Origin of the sequence: Micromonospora antibiotica, assembly GCF_017599305.1 — a bacterium.
Classification (GTDB): domain Bacteria; phylum Actinomycetota; class Actinomycetes; order Mycobacteriales; family Micromonosporaceae; genus Micromonospora; species Micromonospora antibiotica.
The window spans coordinates 113,790-138,428 of sequence record NZ_JAGFWR010000008.1 but is presented as its reverse complement, the minus strand read 5'-3'; the positions used below and the strand labels follow the sequence as shown (position 1 = coordinate 138,428).

Below are 24,639 nucleotides of genomic sequence, written 5' to 3'. Positions count from 1 at the left end.
CGAGCGGCCCGGCACGCCGACGACTGAGCCGCCCGGCGGCGTGCGGGCCGCCGTGGGTGCGCGCACGGGTCCGGGCCCGCGACGTCACCGTCGCGGGCCCGGACGTCGGGTCACTTCAGGCGGTACGCCTGGATGATCCGGGTGCTCGCGGTGTTGCCGTCGGTGTCCCGGGCGGTCGCCCGCAGGGACGCGTACCCGGCACCGGCCGGATGCTTGACCAGCGCCACCGTGCCCTGGCCCGGCACCTTCACCACGGTCGCCCGCCGCCAGGTCTTCCCGCCGTCGTACGACACGTCGACGCTGAGCTTCGCCAGCTTGGCGGTGCCGGCGCCCTCCTGCCGCCGCACCTGGACCGGCACGGCGAAGACCTGCCCGGCCGGGGCGGTGTTGTCGGCGTTCAGCCGCGGGGTGAACCGGATCTCCGACAGCTGCAGCCGCTTCGGCGTGTCACCCGCCACGTGCCCCGAGCGGAAGGTCCAGCTCGCCTCCACCTCGGTGCTGAGGTCGGTGAGGTTCCGCTTGGCCCCGACGGTCAGCTTGTACTCGGCGTCCCCCTTCGGCACGGTGAACTCGCCGTACCCCGAGGTGTCGAGCTCCTCCACCAGCTTGCCGTTGCGCCACAGGACGGTACGGGCGGTGTCGTTGAGCGACACCCCGATGTGCCCGGCCGCGTCACTGTGCAGTGCCACGCTCACCAGGATGGTGTCCCCGACCCGGGTGACGCTCTCCTCCGGCCAGCGTGGGGTGGGCAGGGACGGCCCGAGCGGCGCGGCCCCCCAGGTCTCGGTGACCCGGCGGCCAGCCTGGTAGGCGGCGGACCGGCTCAGGAGGATCGCCTGGAGGTCCAGCCAGCCATCCTCGGTCCGGGTACCGAAGTCCAGTTCGGAGTCCCAGCGCACACCCTTGGTGCTGTAGTGCTCGACCCGCTGACCGGGCACGTCGGTGGCGAGCCCGACGGCCCAGCCGCCGGTGTTGTAGCCGTTGTCCGGGAAGACCAGCCGCTCGGCTTCCATCTTCGGGTACGGGTCACGGAACCTGTGCACCACCGTGGCCAGGTCACGCTTGCGGTAGTCGCGGACGAAACCGCTGGGCAGCCTGCCCGGGATGGTCTCGGCCAGCGCGTACAGGTAGGGGCTGTGCTCGGCTTCGAGGTCGGCCCACTGGCTGTTGACGGTGGCGACGAACTCGTCGGCCGACACCGCCTTGCCGAGCTGCCCGGTGGACAGTCCGTCGAAGGTGTCGAAGGAGACGATGCCGGAGCCGAAGCTGCCGCCGTCGGGGGTGAGGAAGTTGGCGCTGACGTCGACCAGGGCGACCTTCGCGTCGGCCTGCGGGACGGTCATCCGCACCGGCTTGGCCTTGCGCAGATCGATGGTGACCGCCGTGTCGCCGTCGACCACCAGCTCCGGCTGGGCGAGCAGGGCCAGCCCGTCCGACTGCTCGTCCGGCCCCGGCTCGAAGAAGACGCTGCTCAGCCCGTACCTGCCCTTGGGGACCCGGACCTCGGCGACGCCGTCGAAGTCGGTGACGTCCACCAGGTCGTACCTGGTGAGGTCGGCCAGGGTGGTCGAGTAGTCGCCGCCGGGCTTTCCGCTGCGGTCGAGGTGGGTGAGCGTGACGGTGTAGCTCTCCACCTCCCGGTGCACGGCCAGCGGGGTCACCGCGACGGTGGACCCCGACCGGGCCACCACCCGACCGGTCCAGTAGCCGTCGACACCGAGTCGGGTGTCGGCGGTGACGGTGGTCTCGGCCCGACCGCCGGCCGGGACGGTGATCCGGTTGACGCCGAGGGTGAACATGCCGGCCGGCGCGGCCTTCCCGCCCGGTCCCTGCACCTCAAGGGTCAGGTCGAGGGTGACCGGGGCCGTCCCGGCGTTGTGCCAGGCGACGGTCCGGGTGATCGGGGCGTCGTCGCCGTGCGGCCAGAGGGCCCGGCCGAACGAGACGCTGACCGGGTCGGTGGTGACCTGCTCGGTGATCGCCCGGGTCAGGTCCACCCGACCGGCGCCCTGCTCGTATGCGGTCTGCGTGGGGTGCGGCTTGGCGGCGGCCATCAGGGTCGCCTTGAGCTGCCCGGCCTTCCAGCCGGGGTGCTGCTGGGCCAGCAACGCCACCGAGCCGGCGACGTGCGGGGTGGCCATCGAGGTGCCGGAGAGTGCGACGTACTGCGTCCCCACCGGGTCACCGATCTGGCCGTCGACGGAGCGGGCGGCCACGATGTCGACGCCGGGTGCGGTGATGTCGGGCTTGAGCGCGTCGTCACCGACCCGGGGACCCCGGCTGGAGAAGTCGGCCAGTTCGTCGTCCCGGTCGACCGCGCCGACGGTGAGCGCGGCGTCCGCGGTGCCCGGTGAGCCGACCGAGCCGTCCCGGCCGTCGTTGCCGGCGGCGATGACGAAGAGGCTGCCGGTCTGGGCGGTCAGCGTCTGGACGGCTTCCTCCAGCGGGTCGACCTCCGGGGTGTCCGTGCCGCCGAGGCTGAGGTTGACCACGGCGGCCTTCTTGTCGACAGTGGCCCACTGCATGCCGGCCAGGATCGACGACTCGGCGCAGCCGAACTCCTCGCAGACCTTGCCGTCGAGGAGCTTCGCGTCCGGCGCGACGCCCTTGTACTTCCCACCGGAGGCGGCACCGCTGCCGGCGATGGTGGACGCGACGTGGGTGCCGTGCCCGACGGTGTCCTTCTGGTCCGGCGTGTCGCTGAAGTTGCGTGCCTCGCTCACCTTGCCGGCCAGGTCCGGGTGGGTGGCGTCGACGCCGGTGTCCAGCACCGCGACGGTCACCCCCTTGCCGGTGTAACCGGCCGCCCAGGCGGTCGGCGCACCGATCTGGGGCACGCTGTGGTCGAGGGAGAGTGCGCGACGACCGTCCAACCAGATCCGCTCGACGCCCCCTGCCGCGCCGAGTCGGGCACTGCCGGCACCGGTGAGCGTGGACCAGACCGCGCCGGCTGAGGACTTGCCGGCGGTCAGGGCCGCGCCCTGGATCGCCGGGAGCTCGCGGGTCACCCGGGTGCCGGGCAGCGCGGTCGCGCCACGCCGGGACTGCTCCGAGCGGTACGACACCAGCAGTGGCAGATTGTCCCGGTGGGCGTCGTCGTAGCGGGCGGCGATCAGCGCGGTGACGTCGAACAGCCGTCGGTCGACCTGGCCCGAGCGCAGCAGCGGCAGCGCGTCGCGGGGCACCACGTTGAGGTGGCCGTGTTCGCGGCGGACCAGGAACTGCTGGTGCTTGCGGCCGTCGCCGGGGCGCACGGCGGCGCCACCGGTGCGGGTGACGGTGACCTGGTCCCCGGTGATCAGGGTGACCGTGGTGGAGCCGGCGGCCGGCGTGGTGGGCCGGGGCGCGGGCGGGGCGGCCGGGGCGGCGTTCGCGCCCGTCGCCGGCAGACCGAGAGCCAGGGCGAGCACCAACCCGCCGGCCGCGGTTCTTCTGCTTCCGTGCAACGGATCCTCCTTCTGGAGCGTTTCATGACCGGAGTCACATCGACGCCTAGAATTACATACTCGGTATGCAAATAGAAGGCCGAATGATGACCGTCCGGACACATTGCTGCGACAGGACCGACCCACTTCCCGCCCCGGGGACGACCGACCGGTGACCATGACCTGGTGACGTCCATGAGGGAACGCATGCTCGCCGGCGAGCCGTACATCGCGAACGAGCCCGAGATCATCGCCGACCTGGACCGCGCGGCGCGGCTCACCGAACGCTTCAACCGCAGCGCCGCCGACGACCCGCAGGGCCGGCTCGCCGCCCTGCGCGACCTGCTCGGCAGCGTCGGCGAGGACGCCTGGGTACGTCCGCCGCTGCACTGCGACTACGGCTGGCAGACCCACCTCGGGGCCCGCAGCTTCGTCAACTTCAACGCGGTCCTGCTCGACGTGGCCCGGATCACCATCGGCGCGGACGTCCAGATCGGACCCAACGTGCAGCTGCTCACCGCCACCCACCCGGTCGAGGCGGAGCCCCGCCGGGCCAAGTGGGAGTCCGCCCAGCCGATCACCATCGGCGACAACGTCTGGCTCGGCGGCGGAGTGATCGTCCTCGCCGGAGTGACCATCGGGGCGAACACGGTGGTCGGGGCCGGCGCGGTGGTCACCCGCGACCTACCGGCCAACGTGGTCGCCGTGGGTAACCCAGCACGGGTGATCCGAACCCTGAAATAGCAGGCTGAGCTGCGAAAACACCGGACAGATCGGTGGGCGAATCAGAAAATCCGATGCACTCTGGGTAGTGACGACGTCACCAGGGAGCACCGATGGCCGAGCGCGTACTCGAACTCCGGGTGCACGGCGTGTCGAACACCCCGCCCGACCAGATCCTCGGTCTGCCCACCGACCCGACCGGTGTCGGCCAGCCGCCCCGACTCGTCTCCGGCGGTAACGTCACGGGCTTCTACCGCGCCAGCGACTCCGCCCCGGACGACCCGGTCGTCGTCGAGGCGTACAGCTGGGGGCAGTTGACCTCGGGGGCGCGGACCGCACGCGACGTCGAACGGGCCCTGTGGACGCTGCTGCTGCCGTTCACCCTGGCCAACGTCGCCCTGTACGCCCGCCCCGGCATCCCACCCGACCCGGACACCGAACGCTGGGGCAGCCGCTCCGGCATCACCGCCTGGCTGATCCGGCTGTTCTGCCTCAGCCTCACCGGCACCCTGGTGCTCGCCGCCGCCGGCATCGGAGTCGACCTGATCGCCTGGCAGTGCGTCGACCACGAGTGCCTGCGGCGACTGCCCGGCTCGTGGGAGTTCCTCGGTCGGGGCTGGTGGCGCGCGGACGCCCACGCGCTCGCCGTCGGCCTGCTGGTCCCGCTGGCCATGCTGCTGGTGCTCGGCGTCGTCGCCTGGCGCACCTACCAGTACGAGGCCGAGATGCCCGCCGAACCCCGCTCCCCGCTGGCGGACCACGGCGAACACCCCACCCCGCCCGCCCTGGCCAACCCGTTGCAGGACCCCACCTTCTGGGGCGGGGAGGGTCAGCTGCGCCGCGCCGCCGTCCTGCACCTGTGCGTCGGCGCGGCGCTCGCCGCCGCGGTACCCGTCGGCGCGGTGCTGGTGATGGACCCGGCCCGGGGCGTCCGGGCCGTGGTCGCCGCCCCGACCGTCGCCGCCCTGGTCGCGGTCGTGGCGATCGCGGTCGTGGCGGTGGGCCGACCCTGGCTGACCCGGCGCAGCGGGGCCACCCCGCTCGGCGCGTGGAGCATCGCCGTCGGCGTGCTCACCGGCGTCGCGCTGGTCGGCACCTTCACCCTCCTGCTGCTGCCGGACGGCCCCGCCGGCAGCCCGCTGGCGCAGTGGCGCCCACCGGCCGGATGCGCCAGTGACCCGGGCCTCGCCGGCTGCCTCACCGACCACTCCCTGCCCGGCTACGACGGGCTCGTCGCCTGGCTCGCCACCTACCAGGTACTGCTGCTGATGGCCATCGGCACCGTCGCCCGGTCCGGACGACGCGCCCTGCTCGTCCCCGGCACGGTCGCCGTGCTGCTGCCCCTCGGGATGGCCTGGCGCGACGGTTGGCTGTCCGGCCTCCCCACCGCCCCCGACGGACTGCGGATCTGGATGCTCGCCGCACCGGCCGTCGCGGTCGCCGCCACCGGTCTGCTGCTGCCCCGCACCGGCAGCGACGCCGACCAGCAACCGCTCGGCGCGCACACCGACATGGCCTGGGGCGGTCGGGGGGCCGCCGTGATCGCCGGCTTCGGCTGGATGATGGCCATCGCCTACTGCGCCGGCCTGCTCTACTGGGTCACCGACCGGCTCGACGGTCCCGCCTCACCCAGCGGGTTGTCGCCGATCGTGCCGCCGCTGCCGGTGATCTGGGCCGGCCTGGCCTTCACCGTCGCCACCGCCGCCCTGCTCGGCACGCTGATCCACGCCGGGATGCTCTTCCGCCGGCTGCGCCGCGCCGAGTACACCCGGCTCACCGCCCGCCGGCGGGACCTCTCCGCGCACGACCTGCGCCGCTGCCGGGACGTCAGCACGTTCCGCGCGCTGCACCGACTCGTCGGCGAACACGCGGTACGGCTGATCGGCTGCTACGCCACCGTCGCGGCGGTGCTGGTGGCCCTGTCCTGCGTGGCCGCGCTCACCCGTACCCGCCCCACACCGGCCGGCGCGTCGGGCTGGTCCGGCCTGGTACGAGCCGCCGCAGACCTCGGCGACACCATGCTGGGCTGGCTCCCCATGGTGGTCGCCGGCCTGGGTCTGCTCGTCTACCGCAACGACACCGTCCGGCGCAGCGTCGGGGTGCTCTGGGACATCGGCACCTTCTGGCCGCGCGCCGCGCACCCGCTCGCCCCGCCCAGCTATGCGGAACGGGCCGTACCCGAGTTGCAGACCCGGGTCGCCGGAATCCTGGCGCTGAGCGAAAAGGACCCACGCCGGATGGACGGGGTGATCCTCTCCGGACACAGCCAGGGCACGGTGATCTGCGCGGCGACACTGCTCCAACTGCCGGCCCGATGGCGGCGGCGGATCTGGTTCCTGTCGTACGGCTGCCAGCTCACCCGGCTCTACGGACGGATCTTCCCCGCCTACTTCGGACCGGCCCGGCTCCGGGTCCTCGCCGACAGCCTGACCTGGCCCGCCGGCCACGTCGCGTGGACCAACTTCTGGCGCGACACCGACCCGCTCGGCTGGCGGATCAGCGCCGGGGAACGCGACGTGCCGGTGACCGACCCGGAGGCCCTGCACCCCAGCGGAGGCGAGGTCGCCGACCCGCCGATCCGCAACCACGGCGGCTACCCGGAGGCGTTGGAGTTCCACCGGGAACGGACCCTGGTCGCCCGGCTGCTGCGGCGTACCGTCCCGTCACCCCGGGTCGGTTGACCGGATCACCAGGTCGGCCCGGTCGGCGGTGCCCGCCACCAGGGCGGCGTTCGCCTCGTCGCTGCCATACGCCCAGGTGTGCGCCGCCTCCGGCGACCGCCCGTACGCCACGTGCCGCGCCACCAACCGACGCAACCGCAGCTCGGCGTCCAGGTCGAGGAACCACGCCTCGTGCAGCAACGACCGCACCTCGTCCCAGGGGGGATCGTCGAGCAGCAGATAGTTGCCCTCGGTCACCACCAGCCGGACCGAGGGCGGCACCTCCACCGCCCCGGCCACCGGCTCCTCCAGATCACGGCGGAACAGCGGCGCGTACACGGCGGTCGGCTCCAACCGGTGCAACCGGCGCAGCAACGACACGTACCCGTTGGCGTCGAAGGTGTCGACCGCGCCCTTGCGGTCGGCCCGGCCCAGCCGGACCAGCTCCGCCTGGGCGAGGTGGAAACCGTCCATCGGCACCAGCCGGGCGGTCGGGCCGACCGCCGCGACGATCCGCTCGGCCAGCGTGGACTTGCCCGCCCCGGGCGCACCGGCGACGCCCAGCAACTGCCGGGGGCCGGCGTCGGCCAGCGACCGGGCCCGGGCCACCAGGTCGTCGAGGGAGAACGGACGCGCCTCGGGCATCAGGTCAGGACCGGCTCGCTGATGGTGAACCGGGCCCGCACCACCGCGTGCACCGACTGCGGGCGGGGGTCGAGTTCCAGCTCCGGTGAGCCGGCCATCCGGTCCTGGCGGGCGTACATCGCCCCACCCCCGGCGAACCCCTCGTCGGTGTCGGCCAGCTCCAGCAGGGCGGTCACCCGGGCACCGAGCGCCTCGGCGTACTCCCGGGCCCGGCGCAACGCGTCGGCGATCGCCTCGTGCCGGGCCTCCCGGTGGGCCGGGCTGTCCGGCCGCAGCGACCACCAGGGGCCGGCCACCTCGACGTGGTCCAGCTCGGCCAGCCGCAGCATCAGCTCGGCCAGGGAGCCGAAGTCGGTGACGGTGACCGTGGTGGAGACGCTGCCCAGGTAGCCGACGACCCGCTCACCGGACCGGTTCGTCTCGGGTCGCACCCGCAGCTCCCCGGCCTCCCGGCGGTCCACCGCCGGCTCGTGCTCGTCGAGCAGCACCCGGACGGCGGCGGCCCGCTCGGCGAGCCGGGTCAGGGCGACCTGACGGTCCCGTTCCCGGGCCGTCGCCGTCACCTCGAACCGGGCCAGCTCGGGTGCCACCTCCCGGTACGCCTCACCGCGTACCGCCACCACCGGTCCGTCCGCCACGCACCCACCCTAACGGCGCAACCGGACCGCCGCCGGTTTCCGCGCGGTCAGGCCGGGGCCTCGGCGGGCCGCAGACCGGTGTATGTCACCGACTCCCCCGCCACCGTGCAACCGGTGAGGTGCCCGCCGGACTCACCCACCGACCGGACGAACGCCAACTCCTGCGCCGGGTCCCCGGCGAGGGCGAACCGCCGGTGGACGGGTCGCACGTCGCCCGGCGGCAGCCGTACCGTCCGGGCCCGCTCGTAGTGCGCCACCAGCGCGGGCAGGTCGTCGGCGCGGACCGCCTCGGTCAGCCCGTCGAGCGCCGCCCGCACCTCGGCCAACTGCCGCAGCACCTGCTCCCGGTTGGCCAGCAGCATGTCGGCGGTACGCCGGGCCGGGGTCGTCGCGACCCGGGTGCCGTCGCGGAAGCTGCCCGCCGCGAGCCGGACCACCGCGTCCCGCACCGCCGAGTCGGCGGCTGCCCCGGCCAGGCTGCCGGCCAGCAGGTGCGGTACGTGGGAGGAGAGCGCCACCACGGAGTCGTGCACCCCCGGCGACATCGGTACGACGTGCGCGGCGAAGACGTCGACGATGAGCCCGACCAGCGTCCGGAACGGCACCAACCCGTCGACGCTCGGGCAGAGCACCCAGGCCGCGTCGACGAAGAGACCCGCGAGCGCGGCCGTCAGCCCGGCCCGTTCGGTGCCGGCCATCGGGTGGCCGGGGACGAACCGGCCGGTCAGCCCGTGCGCCCCGGCGAACCCGGCGACGGCCGATTTGGTGCTGCCCACGTCGGTGACGACACACCGGTCGTCGGTCAGCCCGGCCACGGTGAGCAGGGTCTGCGGCAGACTCGGCAGGGGACCACCGAGGAACACCACGTCCCGGTCCCGGACCGCGTCGGCCAGTTCGTCGGGGAAGGTGAGGCCCCGGCGGCGGCCCTCGGCCCGGGTCGCCGGGTCCGGGTCCCAGCCGGCCACCGGCGTACCCGCCTCGTGCAGCCGCAGCAGGATCGAACCGCCGATCAGGCCGGTGCCGACCACGGCGACCCGGGGCCGGCCCACCTCGTCACCCACCGCAGCCGCCCCTACGGCTGGGCGAGCCGCTGGGCGACCGCCGCGACGTGCGCGTCCGACCCGGTCAACGCCACCCGGACGTGCCGCTGCCCGGCCGGGCCGTAGAAGGCCCCGGCGGCGACCAGGATGCCCCGTCGGGCCAGCCGGTCGACGGTGTCCCAGCAGTCCTCGTCGCGGGTGACCCAGAGGTAGAGGCCCGCCTCGGAGTGGTCCACCCGGAAGCCCGCCCCGGTGAACGCGGCGAGCAGTGTCTCCCGCCGGGCCCGGTAGCGTTCCCGCTGCTCGTCGGCGTGCGCCTGGTCGGCCAGCGCGGCGACCATCGCGGCCTGCACCGGAGCCGGGACGATCATGCCGGCGTGCTTGCGGATCTTCAGCAGCTCGGCGACGAGCGCCGGGTCACCGGCGACGAACCCGGCCCGGTAGCCGGCCAGGTTGGACCGCTTGGACAGCGAGTGCACCGCCAGCACCGAGTCGTACGACCCGCCGCAGACCTCCGGCGCGAGCACCGACACCGGCGCGGCGTCGGCCGTCCAGCCCAGCGGCAGGTAGCACTCGTCGCTGGCCACCACGGCACCACGCTCCCGGGCCCAGTCGACCACCTTGCGCAGGTGGGCGGCGGGCAGCACCCGACCGGTCGGGTTGCCGGGCGAGTTGACCCAGACCAGGCGTACCCGGGAGGTGGGGCCGACGGCGGTCAGCGAGTCGGCGCGGACGGTGGTCGCGCCGGCCAGCCGGGCCCCGTCCTCATATGTCGGATAGGCGACCGACGGCACCACGACCACGTCGCCGGGGCCGATCCCGAGCAGGGTGGGCAGCCAGGCGACCAGTTCCTTGGACCCGATCGTCGGCAGCACCCCGAGCCCGTCGGCAGCCGCACCGCAGGCGCGCGCCACCCAGCCGGCGATGGCGTCGCGTAGCGCCGGGGTGCCCGCCGTCAGCGGGTAGCCCGGCGCGTCGGCGGCGTCCGCCAGCGCCTGCCGGATCACCGGGGGCACCGGGTCGACCGGCGTGCCCATGGAGAGGTTGATCAGGCCGTCCGGGTGCGCCGCGGCCAGGGCGGCCGCGGCGTCCAGCGTGTCCCAGGTGAACTCGGGCAACCGCGCCGACACCGGACCGGGCCGGGCCGGGCCCGACGCGGACCCGGCCGACGACCCCGACGCGCCACCGGCCGGCACCACCGACCCGGGGCCGGCCGGCACCGCTGCCGACCCGGCCGGCGAGCCCGGCACCGCAGCCGGCGAGCCCGGTGTCCCGGCTGCCGGCCGGTTCAGTGGCCCTCGCCGCGCGGCGGCTGGCCGGCGACGAACGTCGCGTCCTTCTCCACCTTGCCGATCTTCGACGCACCGCCCGGCGAGCCCAGGTCCTCGAAGAACTCGTAGTTGGCCCCGGTGTAGTCCTTCCACTGCTCCGGGACGTCGTCCTCGTAGAAGATGGCCTCCACCGGGCAGACCGGCTCACAGGCACCACAGTCGACGCATTCGTCAGGGTGGATGTAGAGCATCCGGTTGCCCTCGTAAATGCAGTCGACCGGGCATTCCTCGATGCATGCCTTGTCGAGCACATCCACGCACGGCTCGGCGATGATGTAGGTCACCGGTCTTCTCCTCCGCAGACTCGTCGCGATCACCCGCGACGCTAAGAGCCTAGTATCTCGCCGGGGAGGAGGTCGATCGTGCTCCGACAGCAGGATGTGGGACACCGGATCGTGGTTCGCCGCATTGTGGGGATTCGCGAGGGCCGGCCCCTCTTTTCGGACGCCCTCGGCGAGCTGGTCGAGCTGAGCGAGACTCATCTCACCATCGCCACCGCCCAGGGCCGGCTCCGGGTGCCGGTGGCCGAGGTGCACCGGGCCAAGCGGGTGCCCCCCACCCGCCGGCCCACCGCCTCGGCCGTGGTCGAACTGGAACTCGCCGCCGACGAGGCGTGGCCGGCACCGGTACGCGCCCGGCTCGGCGACTGGCTGCTGCGCTCCGCCGACGGCTGGACCGGCCGGGCCAATTCGGCGCTGCCGGTCGGCGACCCGGACCGCCCGCTGCCGGCGGCGATCGACGCGATCGAACGCTGGTACGCCGAACACGGCCAACCCGCCATGGTCAACACGCCGTTGCCACTGGCCGTGCCGGTCGGCGCCGAACTGGACGCCCGGGGCTGGACCGCCCGGCCGCTGACCCTGGTGCAGACCGTCCCGCTGGCCACGCTGCGGCCGGCGGAGCCGCCCCCCGCTCCCACCCCGCAAGGCCCGGCCGGCGGTGCGGCGATCGCCCTCACCGGCGTGCCGTCCGAGGAGTGGCTCGCGGTCGCCGCCGGCCGCAAGGGCGGCCTGCCGGACTCCGCCCGGCACATCCTGACCGCCGTGGCCCAGGTCCGCTTCGCCCAGGTGTACGCCGACGGCGCGCTGCTGGCGACGGGCCGGGGCACCGTCACCGGGCAGGGCCGCTGGCTGGGGCTCAGCCTGATCGAGGTGGCCCCGCAGGCACGCCGGCAGGGGCTGGCCGCCCGGGTGATCCGGGCGCTGGCCGACTGGGGCACGGCCGAGGGCGCGACCCACGCCTTCCTCCAGGTGGAACAGCGCAACATCGAGGCGGTCTCGCTCTACCGCAAGCTCGGCTTCACCACCCACCACACCTACCTCACCCGCGTCGCCCCTCCCACCTGACCCACCCCGGGCGGGTGGGTCAGCGGCGGACCACCCGGCGGGGCTTGCCCACGTTACGCTCGGCGTACCGCTGGAGCTGGCGTGAGCGGTGGTCGCGGCCGAGGGCGATGAGCACCAGGTAGCCGATCGCCACGCCGGCCGCCGCGGCGGCGAGATAGAGCCAGATCTGGGCGAAGAAGAGCCCCGCTCCCCCACCGAACGGATCGTTGCCGACCAGCAGCGGGCCGACGAGCACGGTCAGCAGCAGCGCCACCGCCACCGCGGCGGCCACGTCGGCCCCCCAACGCGCCGCCGGCACGACCCGGCCCCAGGCGAAGACCACCCCGGCCAGCACCAGTCCGACCACGATGAACATGCCCAGCGAGACCCGGTCGGCGGCAGTGTCGTTCCCGTCGAAGCCGAGCTTGATGATCACCCGGGCCACCACGTTGACCGCGAACAATGCCGCCGCGAGTACGCCGACAGCCCGCCACCGATCTCTCATCACACGCCTCCTGCCACACCGCCCGCCGCGTCGACGGGGCTCCTGGCAGGAATATCTACCACCGTCGGCTGTGTGCCGTCATCACCCGTCGTGGCGGCGCGGCTGCGGGCTGAGGATCTGCCGGAACGCCATCACCGCGAACGTCATCGCCCCGGTGGTGATCATCGCCAGCCCGACCCAGTTGTCCCCGGCGACCAGCAGGTCACCCTCGGCGGTACGGACCGCTGCCACCGCCATCAGCACGAACCACGGCAGGGCCGGCAACGCCACCGCCCACTTGCGGCCGACCGTGGCGTACGCGAACCAGCTCACCGCGATCGCCCCCAGGATGGTGACCACCACCGACACCCCGATCAGCTGCCCGCCGACCCGGACGGTGGACAGCAGCAGGCCGATCAGGGCGGTGAGCACCCCGCCGACCACGGCGACCAACCCGCCGACCAACCGCAGCACGACGTCGAACAGGCGTACCGTCGGGCCGGGTGGCGGCGGGACGGCGGCGGTCTCCTCCTCGACGACCGGCATCGGCGTGGCGGGCAGCGTCACCGGGGTCCGGCCATCGCCGAGGCCGGCCCGCCCCCCACCGGGGACGCCTGCTCCGGCCGGCGTGCCGCCGCCACCGGCTGACCGGCAGCCGGGTCGGGCCGGCCGGCGGACGAGCCCGACGAGGTCGTGTCGATCCCGGCGAAGAGGTCACTCTCCCAGCCGTTCGGTCCACCGGCCGGGCCGGGTTCCCCCACCGCCAGGGTGAAGAACTCCACGCCCATGAACTCGGCGCCGAAGTTGCCGGCGATCGCGTACAACCAGGAGTTGGCGGGGATCTGGGTGCCGTGCGCCCGCATCGCCGCCTCTTTGGCGGCGTGCTGGTCGGTGGCGTCGATCCGGGCGGCGATCTGGTCGTCCGGGGTGCCGAAGGGCAGTTCGTCGACGCTGTCGATGCCCGCGAACGGGTTGTCCGAGGACTCGGTGAAGTGGCTCATGCCGGCCTCCAGGACGCTGCGGGGCAGCGCCGTCCAGTAGACCTTGGCCGGGGCGATGCCCTCCGCGGCGGCCAGCTCGTGTGCCCGCATCGTCACCCGGTGCGCCTGGATGTGGTCCGGGTGACCGTAGAAGCCGTTCGGGTCGTAGGTGACCATGACCTGCGGGCGGACCTCCCGGATGACGTCCAGGAGCTGACCGGCGGCCACGTCGAGGTCGGCCGCCCAGAACGCCCGGGGGTGCTCGTTGGTGGCCAGCCCCATCATGCCCGAGTCCCGGTAGCGGCCCGCGCCGCCGAGGAAGCGGTGGTCGGTGACGCCGAGCGCGGCGCAGGCGGCGGCCAGCTCCCCGATCCGGAAGCCGCCGAGCTGGTCTGCCTCGGCGGCGGCGAGCTGCGCCAGCTCCGGCCGGTGGATCTCGCCTTCCTCGCCGAGAGTGCAGGTCACCAGCGTGACGTGGGCACCGTCGGCGGCGTAGTGCGCCATCGTCGACCCGGTGCCGATGGACTCGTCGTCGGGATGCGCGTGGACCAGCAGCAGGCGTCGGTCGGGCAGCGTCGTCACGACGGTCACTCTAACCGGCGGTCCGTCCGCGCCGGGGCGTACGCGTCCACCCAGGTCGGCCACATCACGCCCGGCACCGCTCTACGATCCGGGTTGTGGACTTTCCCGAGCTGGCCGCCCGTACCCGTCGGTTCAGCCACGGGGCGCCGCGTGCCGTGTCCGTGACCGGTGACGGTTCCCGGGTGGTCTTCCTCCGCTCGGGCGGCCCGGAGGACCCGGCCGACGCGCTCTGGGCGCTGGAGACCGCCTCCGCCGAGGAACGCCTGGTCGCCGACCCGGCCGTGCTGCTCGGCGACGACGCCGACCCGGTGGCGCTGGCCCCCGGCGAGCGGGCGTTGCGCGAACGACGCCGGCTCAGCACCGCCGGCATCGGCTCGTACGCCCTGGACGGGGCGGGCCGGGTGGCGGTGTTCGCGCTGGCCGGCCGGCTGTTCCGGGCCGATCTGGTGCACGGCGACGTGATCGAGGTGAGCACCGTCGGCCCGGTGATCGACCCGCGTCCCGACCCGACCGGTCAGCGGGTGGCCTACGTGACCGACACCGCCGACGGGGTACGCCGGGGCGAGCTGCGGGTGGTCGCCCCGGACGGCACCGACTCCCTGCTGGCCGGCGAGGACGGTGGGGTGAGCTGGGGGCTCGCCGAGCATGTCGCGGCGGAGGAGTTCGGCCGGTTCCGGGGTTACTGGTGGGCCCCGGACGGGCGGATGGTGCTCGCCGCCCGGGTCGACGAGTCCCGGCTGCCGCGCTGGCACCTGCACGACCCGGCGGACCCGGCGACCCCGCCGACCACCGTCGCGTACCCCCGGGCGGGTGGGCCGAACGCGGAGGTCAGCCTGCACCTGCTCGACCTGGACGACGGCTGGGTCGACGTGCACTGGGACCGGGAGACCTACCCGTACCTGGCGTCGGTCGACTGGGCCGACGGCAACCCGCTGATCACGGTGCTGCGCCGGTCGCAGCAGCACGGCCTGGTACTGGCGGTGGACCCGCGTACCGGCGAGACGCAGGTGCACGCGGAGCTGGCCGACCCGCGCTGGGTGGAGCCGATCCCGGGCACCCCGGCGCACCTGCCGGACGGCCGGGTGCTGGTCGGCGGCGAGCTGGCCCACGACGGGTACGACGCCCGCTGCCTGTTCGCCGACGGCACCCTGCTCACCCCGCCCTCGCTGTACGTGCGACGGGTGGTGGGCCGGCTGCCCACCGGTCCCGGGCCGGCCGACCTGCTGGTGGAGGCGAGCGAGGGCGAACCGAGCCAACGGCACCTCTACCGGGTGCGTACCGTGATCGGTGGTGGGGTGGACGCCCGCCGGATGAGCAGCACCCCCGGCTGGCACACGGCGGCGGTCGGCGGGGACACCCTGGTGGTCGGCACCGCCTCGCTGGACGAGGCCGGGACGAGCTGGTCGGTGTGGCGCGGCGACCGGGAGGTGACCCGGCTACGGTCGCTGGCGGCGACCCCGTCGTCGGCGCCCCGGCCGATGCTGGTCCGGGTGACCGACCGCCGGTTACCGTCGGCGGTGCTCTACCCGACCGAGCACGTCAAGGGCACCCGGCTGCCGGTGCTGCTGGACATCTACGGCGGCCCCGGCCACCAGGAGGTGGTGGCCGCCCGGTCGGCGTGGCTGGAACGGCAGTGGTGGGCGGACTGCGGGTTCGCCGTGGTCACCATCGACAACCGGGGTACGCCGGGCGTGGCACCGTCGTTCGAGAAGGCCATCCACCGGCGGGTGGCCGACGTGATCCTGACCGACCAGGTGGACGCGTTGACCGCGCTCGCCGGCAAGCACCCCGACCTGGACCTCGACCGGGTGGCGATCCGGGGCTGGTCGTTCGGCGGCTGGCTGGCCGGGTTGGCCGTGCTACGCCACCCGGAGCTGTTCCGGTGCGGCATCGCCGGCGCCCCGGTCACCGACTGGACGCTGTACGACACCGCGTACAGCGAGCGTTACCTCGGCCTGCCCGACGACGGCATCGACGTGTACGGGCACCACTCGCTGGTGGAGCTGGCGGCGGAGCCGCTGCATCCCGGCGAGCCGGCCCGCCCGCTGCTGCTGGTGCACGGGATGGTCGACGACAACGTGGTCGCCGCGCACACCCTGCGGCTGTCGGCGGCACTGCTGTCGACCGGCCGGCCGCACGCGGTGCTGCCGCTGACCGGGGCCACCCACATGGCGGCCGGTGGGCTGTCCGAACGCCTGCTCCGCCTGGAACTCGACTTCCTCCGTACCCACCTGGGCTGAGCCGGCGCCGGACCGTCCCGCCGGATCGCGCCGGGGTCGCCTGGGCCGCCGGCCGGGCGGGTCAGCGGGCGGCGGGACGGGTCAGCCGGCGGCGGGGCGGCGGGCCAGTAGGGCGAACGCGTTCGGCAGGCGGCCCCGGAAGGCCGCCGCGTCGACGTCGCCCATCCGCCAGAACGGCTCCGCGTACTCGTCGAGCTGCCGGACCTCCAGGCCGGCGGTGACGACGGCGGTGACGATCCGGCCGAGCGTCCACTGCCACATCACCGCCCCGTGGGCCGGGAAACTGTCGTCGGCGCACACGAACGAGCGGCCGAAGTAGCTGCGGTCGGATCGGATACGCGGCTCGTCCAGGTCCCAGGTCCACAGGTCGGTGGCCGGGTGACCGTCGTGGACGAACAGGTGGCCGCCGGGGCGCAGCAGCCGGGCCATCTCCGCGGCCCAGGCGTCGATGTCGGGCATCCAGATCAACGCGCCCTTGCCGGTATAGACGAGGTCGACGCTGCCGTCACGCAGCGGCACGCCGGGGACCGTCCCGAGCAGGTAGCGACAGGCGGCACCGAGGGCGTCGGCACGCCCCCGCGCTCCCTGGATCGCGCTTTCGCTGTAGTCGACACCGACCACCATCCGGGCGCCCGCGTCGACCAGAGCGATGTCGTCCTGACCGTTGCCGCTCTGCGGGTGCGCCACCAGGGGCCGGGTCGCCAGGATGTCCCGGAGCAGCGCGCGTTCACTGGCGATGAGCGTGACGCCGGCCGCCGCCTCGGCCGCCATCTGGTCGTTGGCCCAGACCCGCTCCTGATGGGCCAGTTCCCAGGCGGTCCGGTTGGCACGCGACGTCGGGTCCATGCCCTGCACTCTCCCGACCGACCAACCGACGGTCAATCGATTTGCGCCTCTGCCCGACGGTCGGCACGGGTGGCGGCGCCGACCCCGTCGACGGTGACGGTGACGGCTTTCCCGACGTTCTTCTCAGCCCTCCCTGAAATCGCCCGGCCAGTCCGGCCGGCGACCGCATCAAGGGCGACCGCCTCAACACGGAGAGGTAAAGCCGACACGAATTCCCCCGCACCGCTTGCCGGATCAGCGCCCCGTGCCGGCGGCGATGCTGTCCGCCTCGTCGGCGGCCCCCGACCCCGTTGATCAAGAGGTTTGCGTCATCCCACGGCCGAAATCTGACGCATACCTCTTGATCACCGGGGTCGGGTGGGTGGGGGTGGGGTTGGGGGGTGATCGTGGGTAACAGCACCAGGGCTCGTACTGCTGTCGGCGCGGGCCGACTACCGAGGGAGACGTTCGTGGCCTCCGGCACGGTGCTGCTCGGCGACAGGGCATCCTACGTCACCGACGGCCACGGTGGATGCGCCGGTACGGGCGACCATGCCGACGTCAGCGAAGGCGCCCCGGGGAACCGGGGAACCCGCAAGATCGTGCTGGAACCAGGATGTAGGGGGATCGTGCGATTCCGAGGCCACTACATCCTGGTTCCAGCACGATCTTGAGCCGGGCGAGGCGACCCCCGACCAGGGTCGGGAGGGCGCCCGCCCGGCTCAGTGTGACGTCACTGCTTGACGTGGGCGTTGACGAAGGAGGGGTAGCCGAAGACGCTGGAGATGAAGACCCCACCCGCCTTGGACCCGTGGACCGTGTAGGCCACGTCGACGAAGAGCGGCACCACCGGGGCGTACTCCGTCATGATCCGCTGGTCGAGCTTGCCCCACTCGGGGCCCTGGTCGGCCGGGGGCATCGCCTGGATGCGGTCGATCTCGGCGTTGACCGCCGGGTCGTTGAAGTACGCCTGGTTGCTGTTGCCCTCGGCCTTGATGGTGCGGCCGTCGTAGAGCACCGGCAGGATCGACGCGCCGCTGGGCCAGTCGGCGGCCCAGTTGCCGATGTAGAGGTCCCACGGGTTGTTCTTCTTCTTGATCTCGTCGAGCTTCGCGTCGTCCGGGATGTTCCGCACAGTGATCTTGAAGCCGGCGCGTTCCAGGTTGCCCTTGAGCTGGGTGCCGATCTGCTGTTCGGTGGCGCTGTCGGCGACACCGAGGACCAGCTCCGGGGTTTTCCCGCCGAGCAACTCCTTGGCCTTGTCGACGTCGCCGTTGGCGCCGGCCGGGTAGGCGTCGTACGCCTGGTAGCCGATGGTGGACGGCGGCATCAGGGTAGTCATCGGCTGGGCGACGGTCTGCCCACCGAGGGCCTTGACCAGGCCGTCCCGGTCGATGGCGTAGTTGAGCGCCCGCCGGACCGCGAGGTCGGTCACCCGCTGGTTGTTGATCACCAACTGGTTGGCGCTCGGCGTCGGGGACAGGATGCTCCGCGCCTTGAGGGCCTGGTCCTGGGCGACCCGGGCGACCAGCGAGGCGGGCACGTAGTTCCAGGCCAGCGCGCTCTGGTCGGTGCCGTTGTCGGCGAACACCCGGTTGACGGCCGCGTCGGGGGTCGGCCCGAAGGTCCAGACGAACTGGTCCGGGTACTGGTGGCGGACCGGGTCGGTGGCGGCGTCCCAGTGCGGGTTGCGGTCCAGGGTGAGTTGCACCCCGGCCTGGTTCTTGGCGATCTTGTACGGTCCGGAGGAGAACGGCTTCTGGTCCAGGTTGACCCCGGTGTCCCGGTCCGGCCGCAGTGGCGCGGTCGTCGGCAGCGAGACCGCGAACGGCAGGTCGCAGCGGGGCTTGGCGAACTCGAACCGCACCGTCTTGGCGTCCGGGGTGGTCAGGCCCGGCGGCAGCGACGTCTTGTTCTTCGCGAAGTCCCACTTCGTGTCGTACTGCGGGCTGTCGGCCAGCCACTCCTGCAGGTAGGTGGGGCCGCCCGTCAGGTCGGGGTCGAAGGAGCGGGCGATGCCGTACGCGATCTCCTTGGACGTGATCGGGCTGCCGTCCTCGAACTTGACCCCGTCCTTGACGGTGAACTCCCAGACCCGGCAGTCGCTGTTGACGTTGTTGCCGGGGGTCTGCGCCAGGTCACCGACCAGGACCAGGCCACCCTTGCCGTCGTCCTTCCAGGTGGTCAGGTAGCGGGCGAAGAGCGGGTTGGCCATCAGCCCGGCGAAGGAGTACGTCCGCTGCGGGTCCAGGTGGGAGATGGGCGTCTCCCGGATGACGGTGAAGGTGCCGCCCTTCGCCGCGCCGGCCACCTCGGCGGCGGGGCCCTGCGAGTCCTTCGGGTCGGTGGCGATAACCCCGGTCTGCTGCCGGTCGGTGTCCACGGTGGTGCCTTCGCCCGTGTTCTCCGAGCAGGCCCCCAACGCCACCACCAGGGCGATCGCGCCGCCTGCGGCGGCTGCTGCGCGTGGTCGCATTCCTACCTCCTCCACCCCGTCACCGTCGGGCGTGAACGCCGACGTCCCGAGGATCGTCAAGAAGAAAAACTTCGGACTGTCTAACAGATGTCGACAACTCTTGTCGCCCGGCGGGCCGGGTGCGCTGCACCCGACAGGCCGCCCGCCGGCTCAGCGCAGCCGTACCCGGGGGTCGATCGCCGCGTACAGCAGGTCCACCAGCACGTTCGCCAGCACCACGAAGACCGCCGCGATCAGCACGGTCGCCATGATGGTGGGCAGGTCACCGGCGCGCACCGCGTCGACCGCCGTGCGCCCCATGCCGTTGAGGCCGAAGGTGGTCTCGGTGATCACCGTGCCGCCGAGCGCGCCGCCGACGTCCAGGCCGGCGATGGTCACCACCGGGGTGATCGCCGCGCGCAGCGCGTGCCGGCCGTACACCGTGGGTTGGGACAGGCCCTTGGCCCGCGCGGTGCGGACGAAGTCCTCGGACAGCGTCTCCAGCATCTGCGCCCGGGACAGCCGGGCGTAGATGGCGGAGAAGAGGAACGCCAGCGCCAGCCAGGCCAGCACCAGGCCACTGGCCCACCTGACCGGGTCGTCCAGCAGCGGCGTGTAGCTGGGCACCGGCAGCCACCGCAGCGTGTAGACGAAGACCAGCAGCAGCACCGCCCCCACGAAGTACAGCTGCAACGACGCCCCGGCCAGTGAGAAGCCGATCGCCGCCCGGTCCAGCCAGGTGCCCCGGCGTAGCGCCGACACCACACCCAGGCCCACCCCGAGCAGCAGCCACAGGACCGCCGCCGGGACGACGATGCTCAACGTCACCGGCAGCACCCGGGCGATGGTGTCGCTGACGGCCTCGTTGGACACGTACGACCAGCCCAGGCAGGGGGCGTCGCACCGGCCGCCCTGCGCGCTGCCGAGGTCCCGGCCGGTGACGATGCCCTTCATGTAGCCGGCGTACTGGCTGATCAGCGGGTCGCGCAGGCCCAACTCCTGACGGACCCGTTCCAACCGTTCCGGGTTGCAGTTCTTCGGGCACATGCCGGTGACCGGGTCCCGGGGCAGGGCGAAGAACATCAGGAAGCTGAGCACGCTCACCGCGAAGAGCGTCAACGTCGCCGAGAAGAGCCGCTTGACCAGGAACCGCGCCACCGCCGCACACTCCTACCGGGACGACTTCGGGTCGAGCGCGTCGCGCAGCGCGTCACCGAAGAGGTTGAAGGCGAACACGAGCGCGAAGATCGTGACGCCGGGGAAGAAGACGTACGCCGGGTCGGTCTGGAGGTAGTCCAGGCTGCGGTAGATCATCCGGCCGAAGCTCGGGGTCGCGTCGGTCAGCCCGACCCCGATGAACGACAACGCCGCCTCGCCGGTGACGTACGCCGGCACCGCCAGCGAGAAGGACACCAGGATCGGCGCCCAGAGGTTGGGCAGCAGTTGCCGGAACAGCATGTGTCCCAGCCCCGCGCCGCTGGCCCGCGCCGCCTCCACGAACTCCCGCTCGCGCAGCGCGATCACCTGCCCGCGCACCAGCCGGGCGGTGCTCGTCCAGCCGAACAACGCGAAGACGGCGATCAGCACCCCGATCTGGAACGCGGCCGGCACCTCGTCCCGCTGGCCGTAGAAGCGCAGCGCGAGGGTCGGCGTCAACGCCAACGCGATGATCAGGAACGGCATCGCCAGGGTCAGGTCGGTGACCCAGTTGACCACCGCGTCCACCCAGCCGCCCAGGTAGCCGGCGACGGTGCCCAGCACGACACCGATCACCGCCGTGGTCACCGCCGCCGCCACGGCGATGAACAGTGAGGTACGCAGCCCGTGCACCAGCCGGATGAAGATGTCCCGGCCCAGCCCCGGCTCCAGCCCGAACCAGTGCTCCCCGGTCACCCCGCCGGCATAACCGAGCGGCATCCCGAACCCGTCCAACCGGGACTGGAACTGCTCCCGGGGGCCGACCCCGTACGCCCACTCGATCAGCGGGACGGCGAGCGCCACCAGCACGAAGAAGACCAGCATCGCACCGCTGACCAGCCCGGTCCGGTCGCGCCGCAGCCGGGCCCAGGCGAGCTGGCCGGGCGAGCGTCCGACGAACCCGGCCCCGGACCGGTCGCCACCCGGCCCCGTCCCGGTCTCGGCCAGCGCCGCCGGATCGACCGGGGACACACTCATCGCGCCACCTCCCCGGCGTTCCCGTCCAGCCGGCCCGCACCGTCGCCCGCAGGCGTCGCGTCCACGACGGCACCGCCCGGCCCGGCCGCGTCCGGGTGGGAGGGGGTCGGCGGTCCGGCCTCCGGGAAGTGGCAGGCGGCCGCCTGCCGGGCGTCGTCGCGGGTCACCAGCGTCGGCTCCTCACGGGCGCACACCTCCTGCGCCCGGGGACACCGGGTACGGAACCGGCACCCCGACGGCGGGTCCAGCGGCGTCGGCACCTCCCCGGTCAACCTGATCCGCCCGGCCGGCCCGAGCGCGCCCACGTCCGGGATCGCCGACAGCAACGCCCGGGTGTACGGGTGCCGGGGTCGCTGGTAGATGTCGTCCCGGTCGCCGATCTCCACGATCCGGCCCAGGTACATCACCGCGACCCGTTGGCAGAAGTGCCGCACCACGGCCAGGTCGTGCGCGATGAACACGAACGCCAGGCCGAGGTCGCGTTGCAGGTCCCGCAGCAGGTTCACCACCTGTGCCTGGATCGAGACGTCGAGGGCGGAGACCGGCTCGTCGGCGACGATCAGCCTGGGTCGCAGGGCCAGCGCGCGGGCGATCCCGATCCGTTGCCGCTGCCCACCGGAGAACTCGTGCGGGTACCGGTTGTAGTGCTCCGGATTGAGCCCGACCAGTTCCAGCAGTTCCCGGACCCGCGCCTTCACCCCGCCGGGTGGGTCGATCCCGTTGACCTGCAACGGCATCGCCACGATCCGCCCGACGGTGTGCCGGGGGTTCAGCGAGGCGTACGGGTCCTGGAAAATGATCTGGAGGTCCTGCCGCAGCGGGCGCAGCTCACGCCGACGGGCGTGGGTGATGTCCCGGCCGGCGAACTCGATCGTCCCGGCGGTCGGCTCCAGCAGCCGGACCAGCAGCCGGCCGGTGGTGCTCTTGCCGCAGCCGGACTCCCCCACCAGGCCCAACGTCTCGCCGGGTCGCACGTCGAAGTCGAGCCCGTCGACGGCCCGCAGCAGCCCCCGGGACCGCAGGCCGCTGCGTACCGGGAAGTGCTTGGTCAGCCCCCGCACCCGCAACAACGGCTCGGCCGCGTTCATGGCAGCCGCCTCTCGCCCGCGACTGCGGGACTCCGCTGCGCCACGTTCCTCGCGCTCATGGCAGCCGCCTCTCGCTCAACGCCCCGGCCGCCAGGCGGGTGCGCTCGTCGGGGGGCAGGTGGCAGGCGACCAGGTGGCCGTCCGCGCCGGTCGGGACGAGGCGCGGCACCTCGGCGCGGGAGCGGTCGCCGGCGTACCGGCAGCGCGGGTGGAACGCGCAGCCGGGGGGCAGGTGGATCAGGGAGGGCGGGTTGCCGGGGATGGGCACCAGGTCCGCGTCCGGGTCGCCGTGCAGCGACGGCACGCTGGAGAGCAATCCCCAGGTGTACGGGTGCTGCGCCCGGCGGAGCACCTGTGTCGCGCTGCCCTGCTCGACCACCCGACCGGCGTACATGACCAGCACGTCGTCGGTGACCTGGGCGACCACTCCCAGGTCGTGGGTGATCAGGACGATCGCGGTGTGGAACTCGGCCTGGAGGTCGGCGAGCAGGTCGAGGATCTGCGCCTGCACCGTCACGTCCAGGGCGGTGGTCGGCTCGTCGGCGATGATCAGCGCCGGGTCGTTGACCAGCGCCATCGCGATCATCGCCCGCTGCCGCATGCCGCCGGAGAACTCGTGCGGGTACTGGTCGTAGCGGCGGGCCGGCTGAGGGATGCCCACCCGGTCGAGCATGTCCACGGCACGGGTCCGTGCCGCCCGCCGCCCCGCCCGGGGGTGGTGCACCCGGTACGCCTCGGCGATCTGCCGCCCCACGGTGTAGTAGGGGTGCAGCGCGGAGAGCGGGTCCTGGAAGATCATCGCCACGTCCCGGCCGCGCAGCCGGCGTATCCGGTCCTCGGGGAGGCCGACGAGCTGCCGGCCGCCGACGGTGATCCTGCCGGTGACGGTGCTGCGCCGGGGGTCGTGCAGGCCGAGGACGGCCAGCGAGGTGACGCTCTTGCCGGAGCCCGACTCGCCGACGATGCCGAGCGTCCGGCCGCGCCGGACGGTGAAGGACACCCCGTCGACCGCGCGCACCACACCGTCGGCGGTGTCGAACCGCACCCGTAGGTCGTCCACCCGCAGGTACGGCTCGTCGTCGACGCGTGGCTGCGGCACGGCCGGACGGCGGTCGTCGGGTGTCCCCGGCGCGTCCGGGTGGGCGTCCGGCGGGCCGGGCGGCGCTGCTTGCGGACTGTCCACGACCGCCTCCCTCGGGTTGTAGGGAACCTACAACAAAGAGCCGACGCTGAAAATAAGCTACGGACCGTGAGCTGACAGCGGACCACAGCGTAACGACCCGATGACCCCGCCGCGCACCCTCGGCCGCCCCCGCCCCGCCCGGAGTAGCGCGGCCGTCATCGTCGCGGCTCCGCGTCGCCGTGCGGTGTCGTCACCCACCGGTCGCACCCGGGGTGCGACCATGGCCCTGGTGCCCGGTGGAGGATGCCCGGCGACACGAGGTGGAGGTGACCGACCATGACCGCAGCGGTGTTCGGCCACGACGGACCGTGGACCGAAGAGGAGTACCTCTCCCTCGATGAGACGTCCCAACGCGTCGAACTCTTCGACGGGAGCCTCCACGTGACCCCAGCCCCCACCCCCCGCCACCAACGCATCTCGCGCAAACTGGGCAACATACTCGAACCGGCGGCCGAGAAGGTCGGCCTGGAACTGCTGGAGGCGGTGAACGTTCGACTCCGGCCCGGCCGCATCCCCATCCCCGACCTCATCATCACCGACCCCGTGAATCTGGACGAGCCGATGATCGAGGCAGACGAGGTGCACCTCGTCTGCGAGATCATCTCGCCGAGCAACGCGTCCACCGACAAGGTCCTGAAGATGCACTACTACGCGGCAGCCGGCATCGAGTGGTACCTGCTGGTGGAGCAGAAGACCGGCGCGCTACGCCTCTACCGTCGGCGGGGCCGCCACTACACGGAACACTCCGCCACCAAACGCGGAGAAACCCTGCGCCTGCTTGAGCCGGTGCAGGCCACGATCCGCCCCGAGCATCTGGTGCCCTGACGGATGTCGGTGGGC

At 73.1% G+C, this 24,639-nt stretch carries 20 protein-coding genes; 5 read left to right on the top strand and 15 right to left on the bottom strand.

The genetic code is table 11. The features are described 5' to 3' along the window. Window positions 1-110: 110 nt before the first annotated feature. Window positions 111-3,410 carry a S8 family serine peptidase gene (locus JQN83_RS16550; protein ID WP_208568140.1) on the bottom strand — a complete coding sequence of 1,100 codons (3,300 nt, stop codon included), beginning with the start codon at window positions 3,408-3,410 and terminating at the stop codon, window positions 111-113. Window positions 3,411-3,611: 201 nt separating this feature from the next. Here JQN83_RS16550 and JQN83_RS16545 point away from each other — a divergent pair, with 201 nt between their 5' ends. Further along, window positions 3,612-4,169, top strand: a complete 558-nt coding sequence (locus JQN83_RS16545; RefSeq protein ID WP_307799348.1) for a sugar O-acetyltransferase — start codon at window positions 3,612-3,614, stop codon at window positions 4,167-4,169. Between the two features lie 92 nt (window positions 4,170-4,261). After that, entirely contained in the window at window positions 4,262-6,829 is a 2,568-nt protein-coding gene (locus JQN83_RS16540; protein WP_208568048.1) for a hypothetical protein, read from the top strand. On the opposite strand, the gene JQN83_RS16535 is transcribed toward JQN83_RS16540, so the two are convergent. The 5 genes from JQN83_RS16535 to fdxA all read right to left on the bottom strand — a co-directional run bounded on the left by JQN83_RS16535 (window position 6,812) and on the right by fdxA (window position 10,746). Continuing rightward, entirely contained in the window at window positions 6,812-7,453 is a 642-nt protein-coding gene (locus tag JQN83_RS16535; RefSeq protein WP_208568047.1) for a nucleoside/nucleotide kinase family protein, read from the bottom strand. The two genes, JQN83_RS16540 and JQN83_RS16535, sit on opposite strands and share 18 nt — an antisense overlap. Next, window positions 7,453-8,091 (bottom strand): SIMPL domain-containing protein, encoded by a 639-nt coding sequence (locus tag JQN83_RS16530; protein ID WP_208568046.1) that lies wholly within the window; start codon window positions 8,089-8,091, stop codon window positions 7,453-7,455. Before JQN83_RS16530 ends, JQN83_RS16535 begins: the two co-directional genes overlap by 1 nt. Window positions 8,092-8,138: 47 nt before the next feature. Next, window positions 8,139-9,152, bottom strand: coding sequence for a prephenate dehydrogenase (locus tag JQN83_RS16525; RefSeq protein WP_208568045.1), 1,014 nt, complete (start codon window positions 9,150-9,152; stop codon window positions 8,139-8,141). An 11-nt stretch (window positions 9,153-9,163) separates the two neighbouring features. Next, window positions 9,164-10,261, bottom strand: a complete 1,098-nt coding sequence (dapC, locus tag JQN83_RS16520) for a succinyldiaminopimelate transaminase (protein ID WP_372444054.1) — start codon at window positions 10,259-10,261, stop codon at window positions 9,164-9,166. 158 nt (window positions 10,262-10,419) lie between these two features. Next, window positions 10,420-10,746 (bottom strand): ferredoxin, encoded by a 327-nt coding sequence (fdxA, locus tag JQN83_RS16515; RefSeq protein ID WP_007072862.1) that lies wholly within the window; start codon window positions 10,744-10,746, stop codon window positions 10,420-10,422. Window positions 10,747-10,824: 78 nt separating this feature from the next. Between fdxA and JQN83_RS16510 the strand changes: the two genes are divergently transcribed. Next, the gene (locus tag JQN83_RS16510; protein WP_208568043.1) at window positions 10,825-11,808 is read left to right on the top strand and encodes a GNAT family N-acetyltransferase; all 984 of its coding nucleotides are present in this window, start codon (window positions 10,825-10,827) and stop codon (window positions 11,806-11,808) included. 19 nt (window positions 11,809-11,827) lie between these two features. Here JQN83_RS16510 and JQN83_RS16505 read toward each other — a convergent pair whose 3' ends face one another. The 3 genes from JQN83_RS16505 to mshB all read right to left on the bottom strand — a co-directional run bounded on the left by JQN83_RS16505 (window position 11,828) and on the right by mshB (window position 13,842). Continuing rightward, a complete protein-coding gene (locus JQN83_RS16505; RefSeq protein ID WP_208568042.1) occupies window positions 11,828-12,292 on the bottom strand; it encodes a hypothetical protein in 465 nt (154 codons plus the stop codon). Between the two features lie 81 nt (window positions 12,293-12,373). Then, entirely contained in the window at window positions 12,374-12,817 is a 444-nt protein-coding gene (locus JQN83_RS16500; protein ID WP_208568138.1) for a hypothetical protein, read from the bottom strand. Between the two features lie 17 nt (window positions 12,818-12,834). Then, a complete protein-coding gene (mshB, locus tag JQN83_RS16495) occupies window positions 12,835-13,842 on the bottom strand; it encodes an N-acetyl-1-D-myo-inositol-2-amino-2-deoxy-alpha-D-glucopyranoside deacetylase (protein ID WP_208568041.1) in 1,008 nt (335 codons plus the stop codon). 86 nt (window positions 13,843-13,928) lie between these two features. Here mshB and JQN83_RS16490 point away from each other — a divergent pair, with 86 nt between their 5' ends. Further along, window positions 13,929-16,073, top strand: coding sequence for a S9 family peptidase (locus tag JQN83_RS16490; RefSeq protein WP_208568040.1), 2,145 nt, complete (start codon window positions 13,929-13,931; stop codon window positions 16,071-16,073). Window positions 16,074-16,154: 81 nt separating this feature from the next. On the opposite strand, the gene JQN83_RS16485 is transcribed toward JQN83_RS16490, so the two are convergent. The 6 genes from JQN83_RS16485 to JQN83_RS16460 form a co-directional block, all read right to left on the bottom strand. Beyond that, on the bottom strand, window positions 16,155-16,919 hold the full coding sequence (locus tag JQN83_RS16485) for a class I SAM-dependent methyltransferase (RefSeq protein WP_208568039.1): 765 nt from the start codon (window positions 16,917-16,919) through the stop codon (window positions 16,155-16,157). 712 nt (window positions 16,920-17,631) lie between these two features. Continuing rightward, entirely contained in the window at window positions 17,632-19,374 is a 1,743-nt protein-coding gene (locus tag JQN83_RS16480; RefSeq protein WP_208568038.1) for an ABC transporter substrate-binding protein, read from the bottom strand. 150 nt (window positions 19,375-19,524) lie between these two features. Next, window positions 19,525-20,511 carry an ABC transporter permease gene (locus JQN83_RS16475; RefSeq protein ID WP_208568037.1) on the bottom strand — a complete coding sequence of 329 codons (987 nt, stop codon included), beginning with the start codon at window positions 20,509-20,511 and terminating at the stop codon, window positions 19,525-19,527. 12 nt (window positions 20,512-20,523) lie between these two features. Beyond that, window positions 20,524-21,528, bottom strand: a complete 1,005-nt coding sequence (locus JQN83_RS16470; RefSeq protein WP_208568036.1) for an ABC transporter permease — start codon at window positions 21,526-21,528, stop codon at window positions 20,524-20,526. Continuing rightward, window positions 21,525-22,616, bottom strand: coding sequence for an ABC transporter ATP-binding protein (locus tag JQN83_RS16465; protein ID WP_208568035.1), 1,092 nt, complete (start codon window positions 22,614-22,616; stop codon window positions 21,525-21,527). Before JQN83_RS16465 ends, JQN83_RS16470 begins: the two co-directional genes overlap by 4 nt. Window positions 22,617-22,671: 55 nt before the next feature. After that, on the bottom strand, window positions 22,672-23,715 hold the full coding sequence (locus tag JQN83_RS16460; RefSeq protein WP_208568137.1) for an ABC transporter ATP-binding protein: 1,044 nt from the start codon (window positions 23,713-23,715) through the stop codon (window positions 22,672-22,674). 360 nt (window positions 23,716-24,075) lie between these two features. Between JQN83_RS16460 and JQN83_RS16455 the strand changes: the two genes are divergently transcribed. Continuing rightward, window positions 24,076-24,624 (top strand): Uma2 family endonuclease, encoded by a 549-nt coding sequence (locus JQN83_RS16455; protein ID WP_208568034.1) that lies wholly within the window; start codon window positions 24,076-24,078, stop codon window positions 24,622-24,624. The last annotated feature ends 15 nt before the right edge of the window (window positions 24,625-24,639 follow it).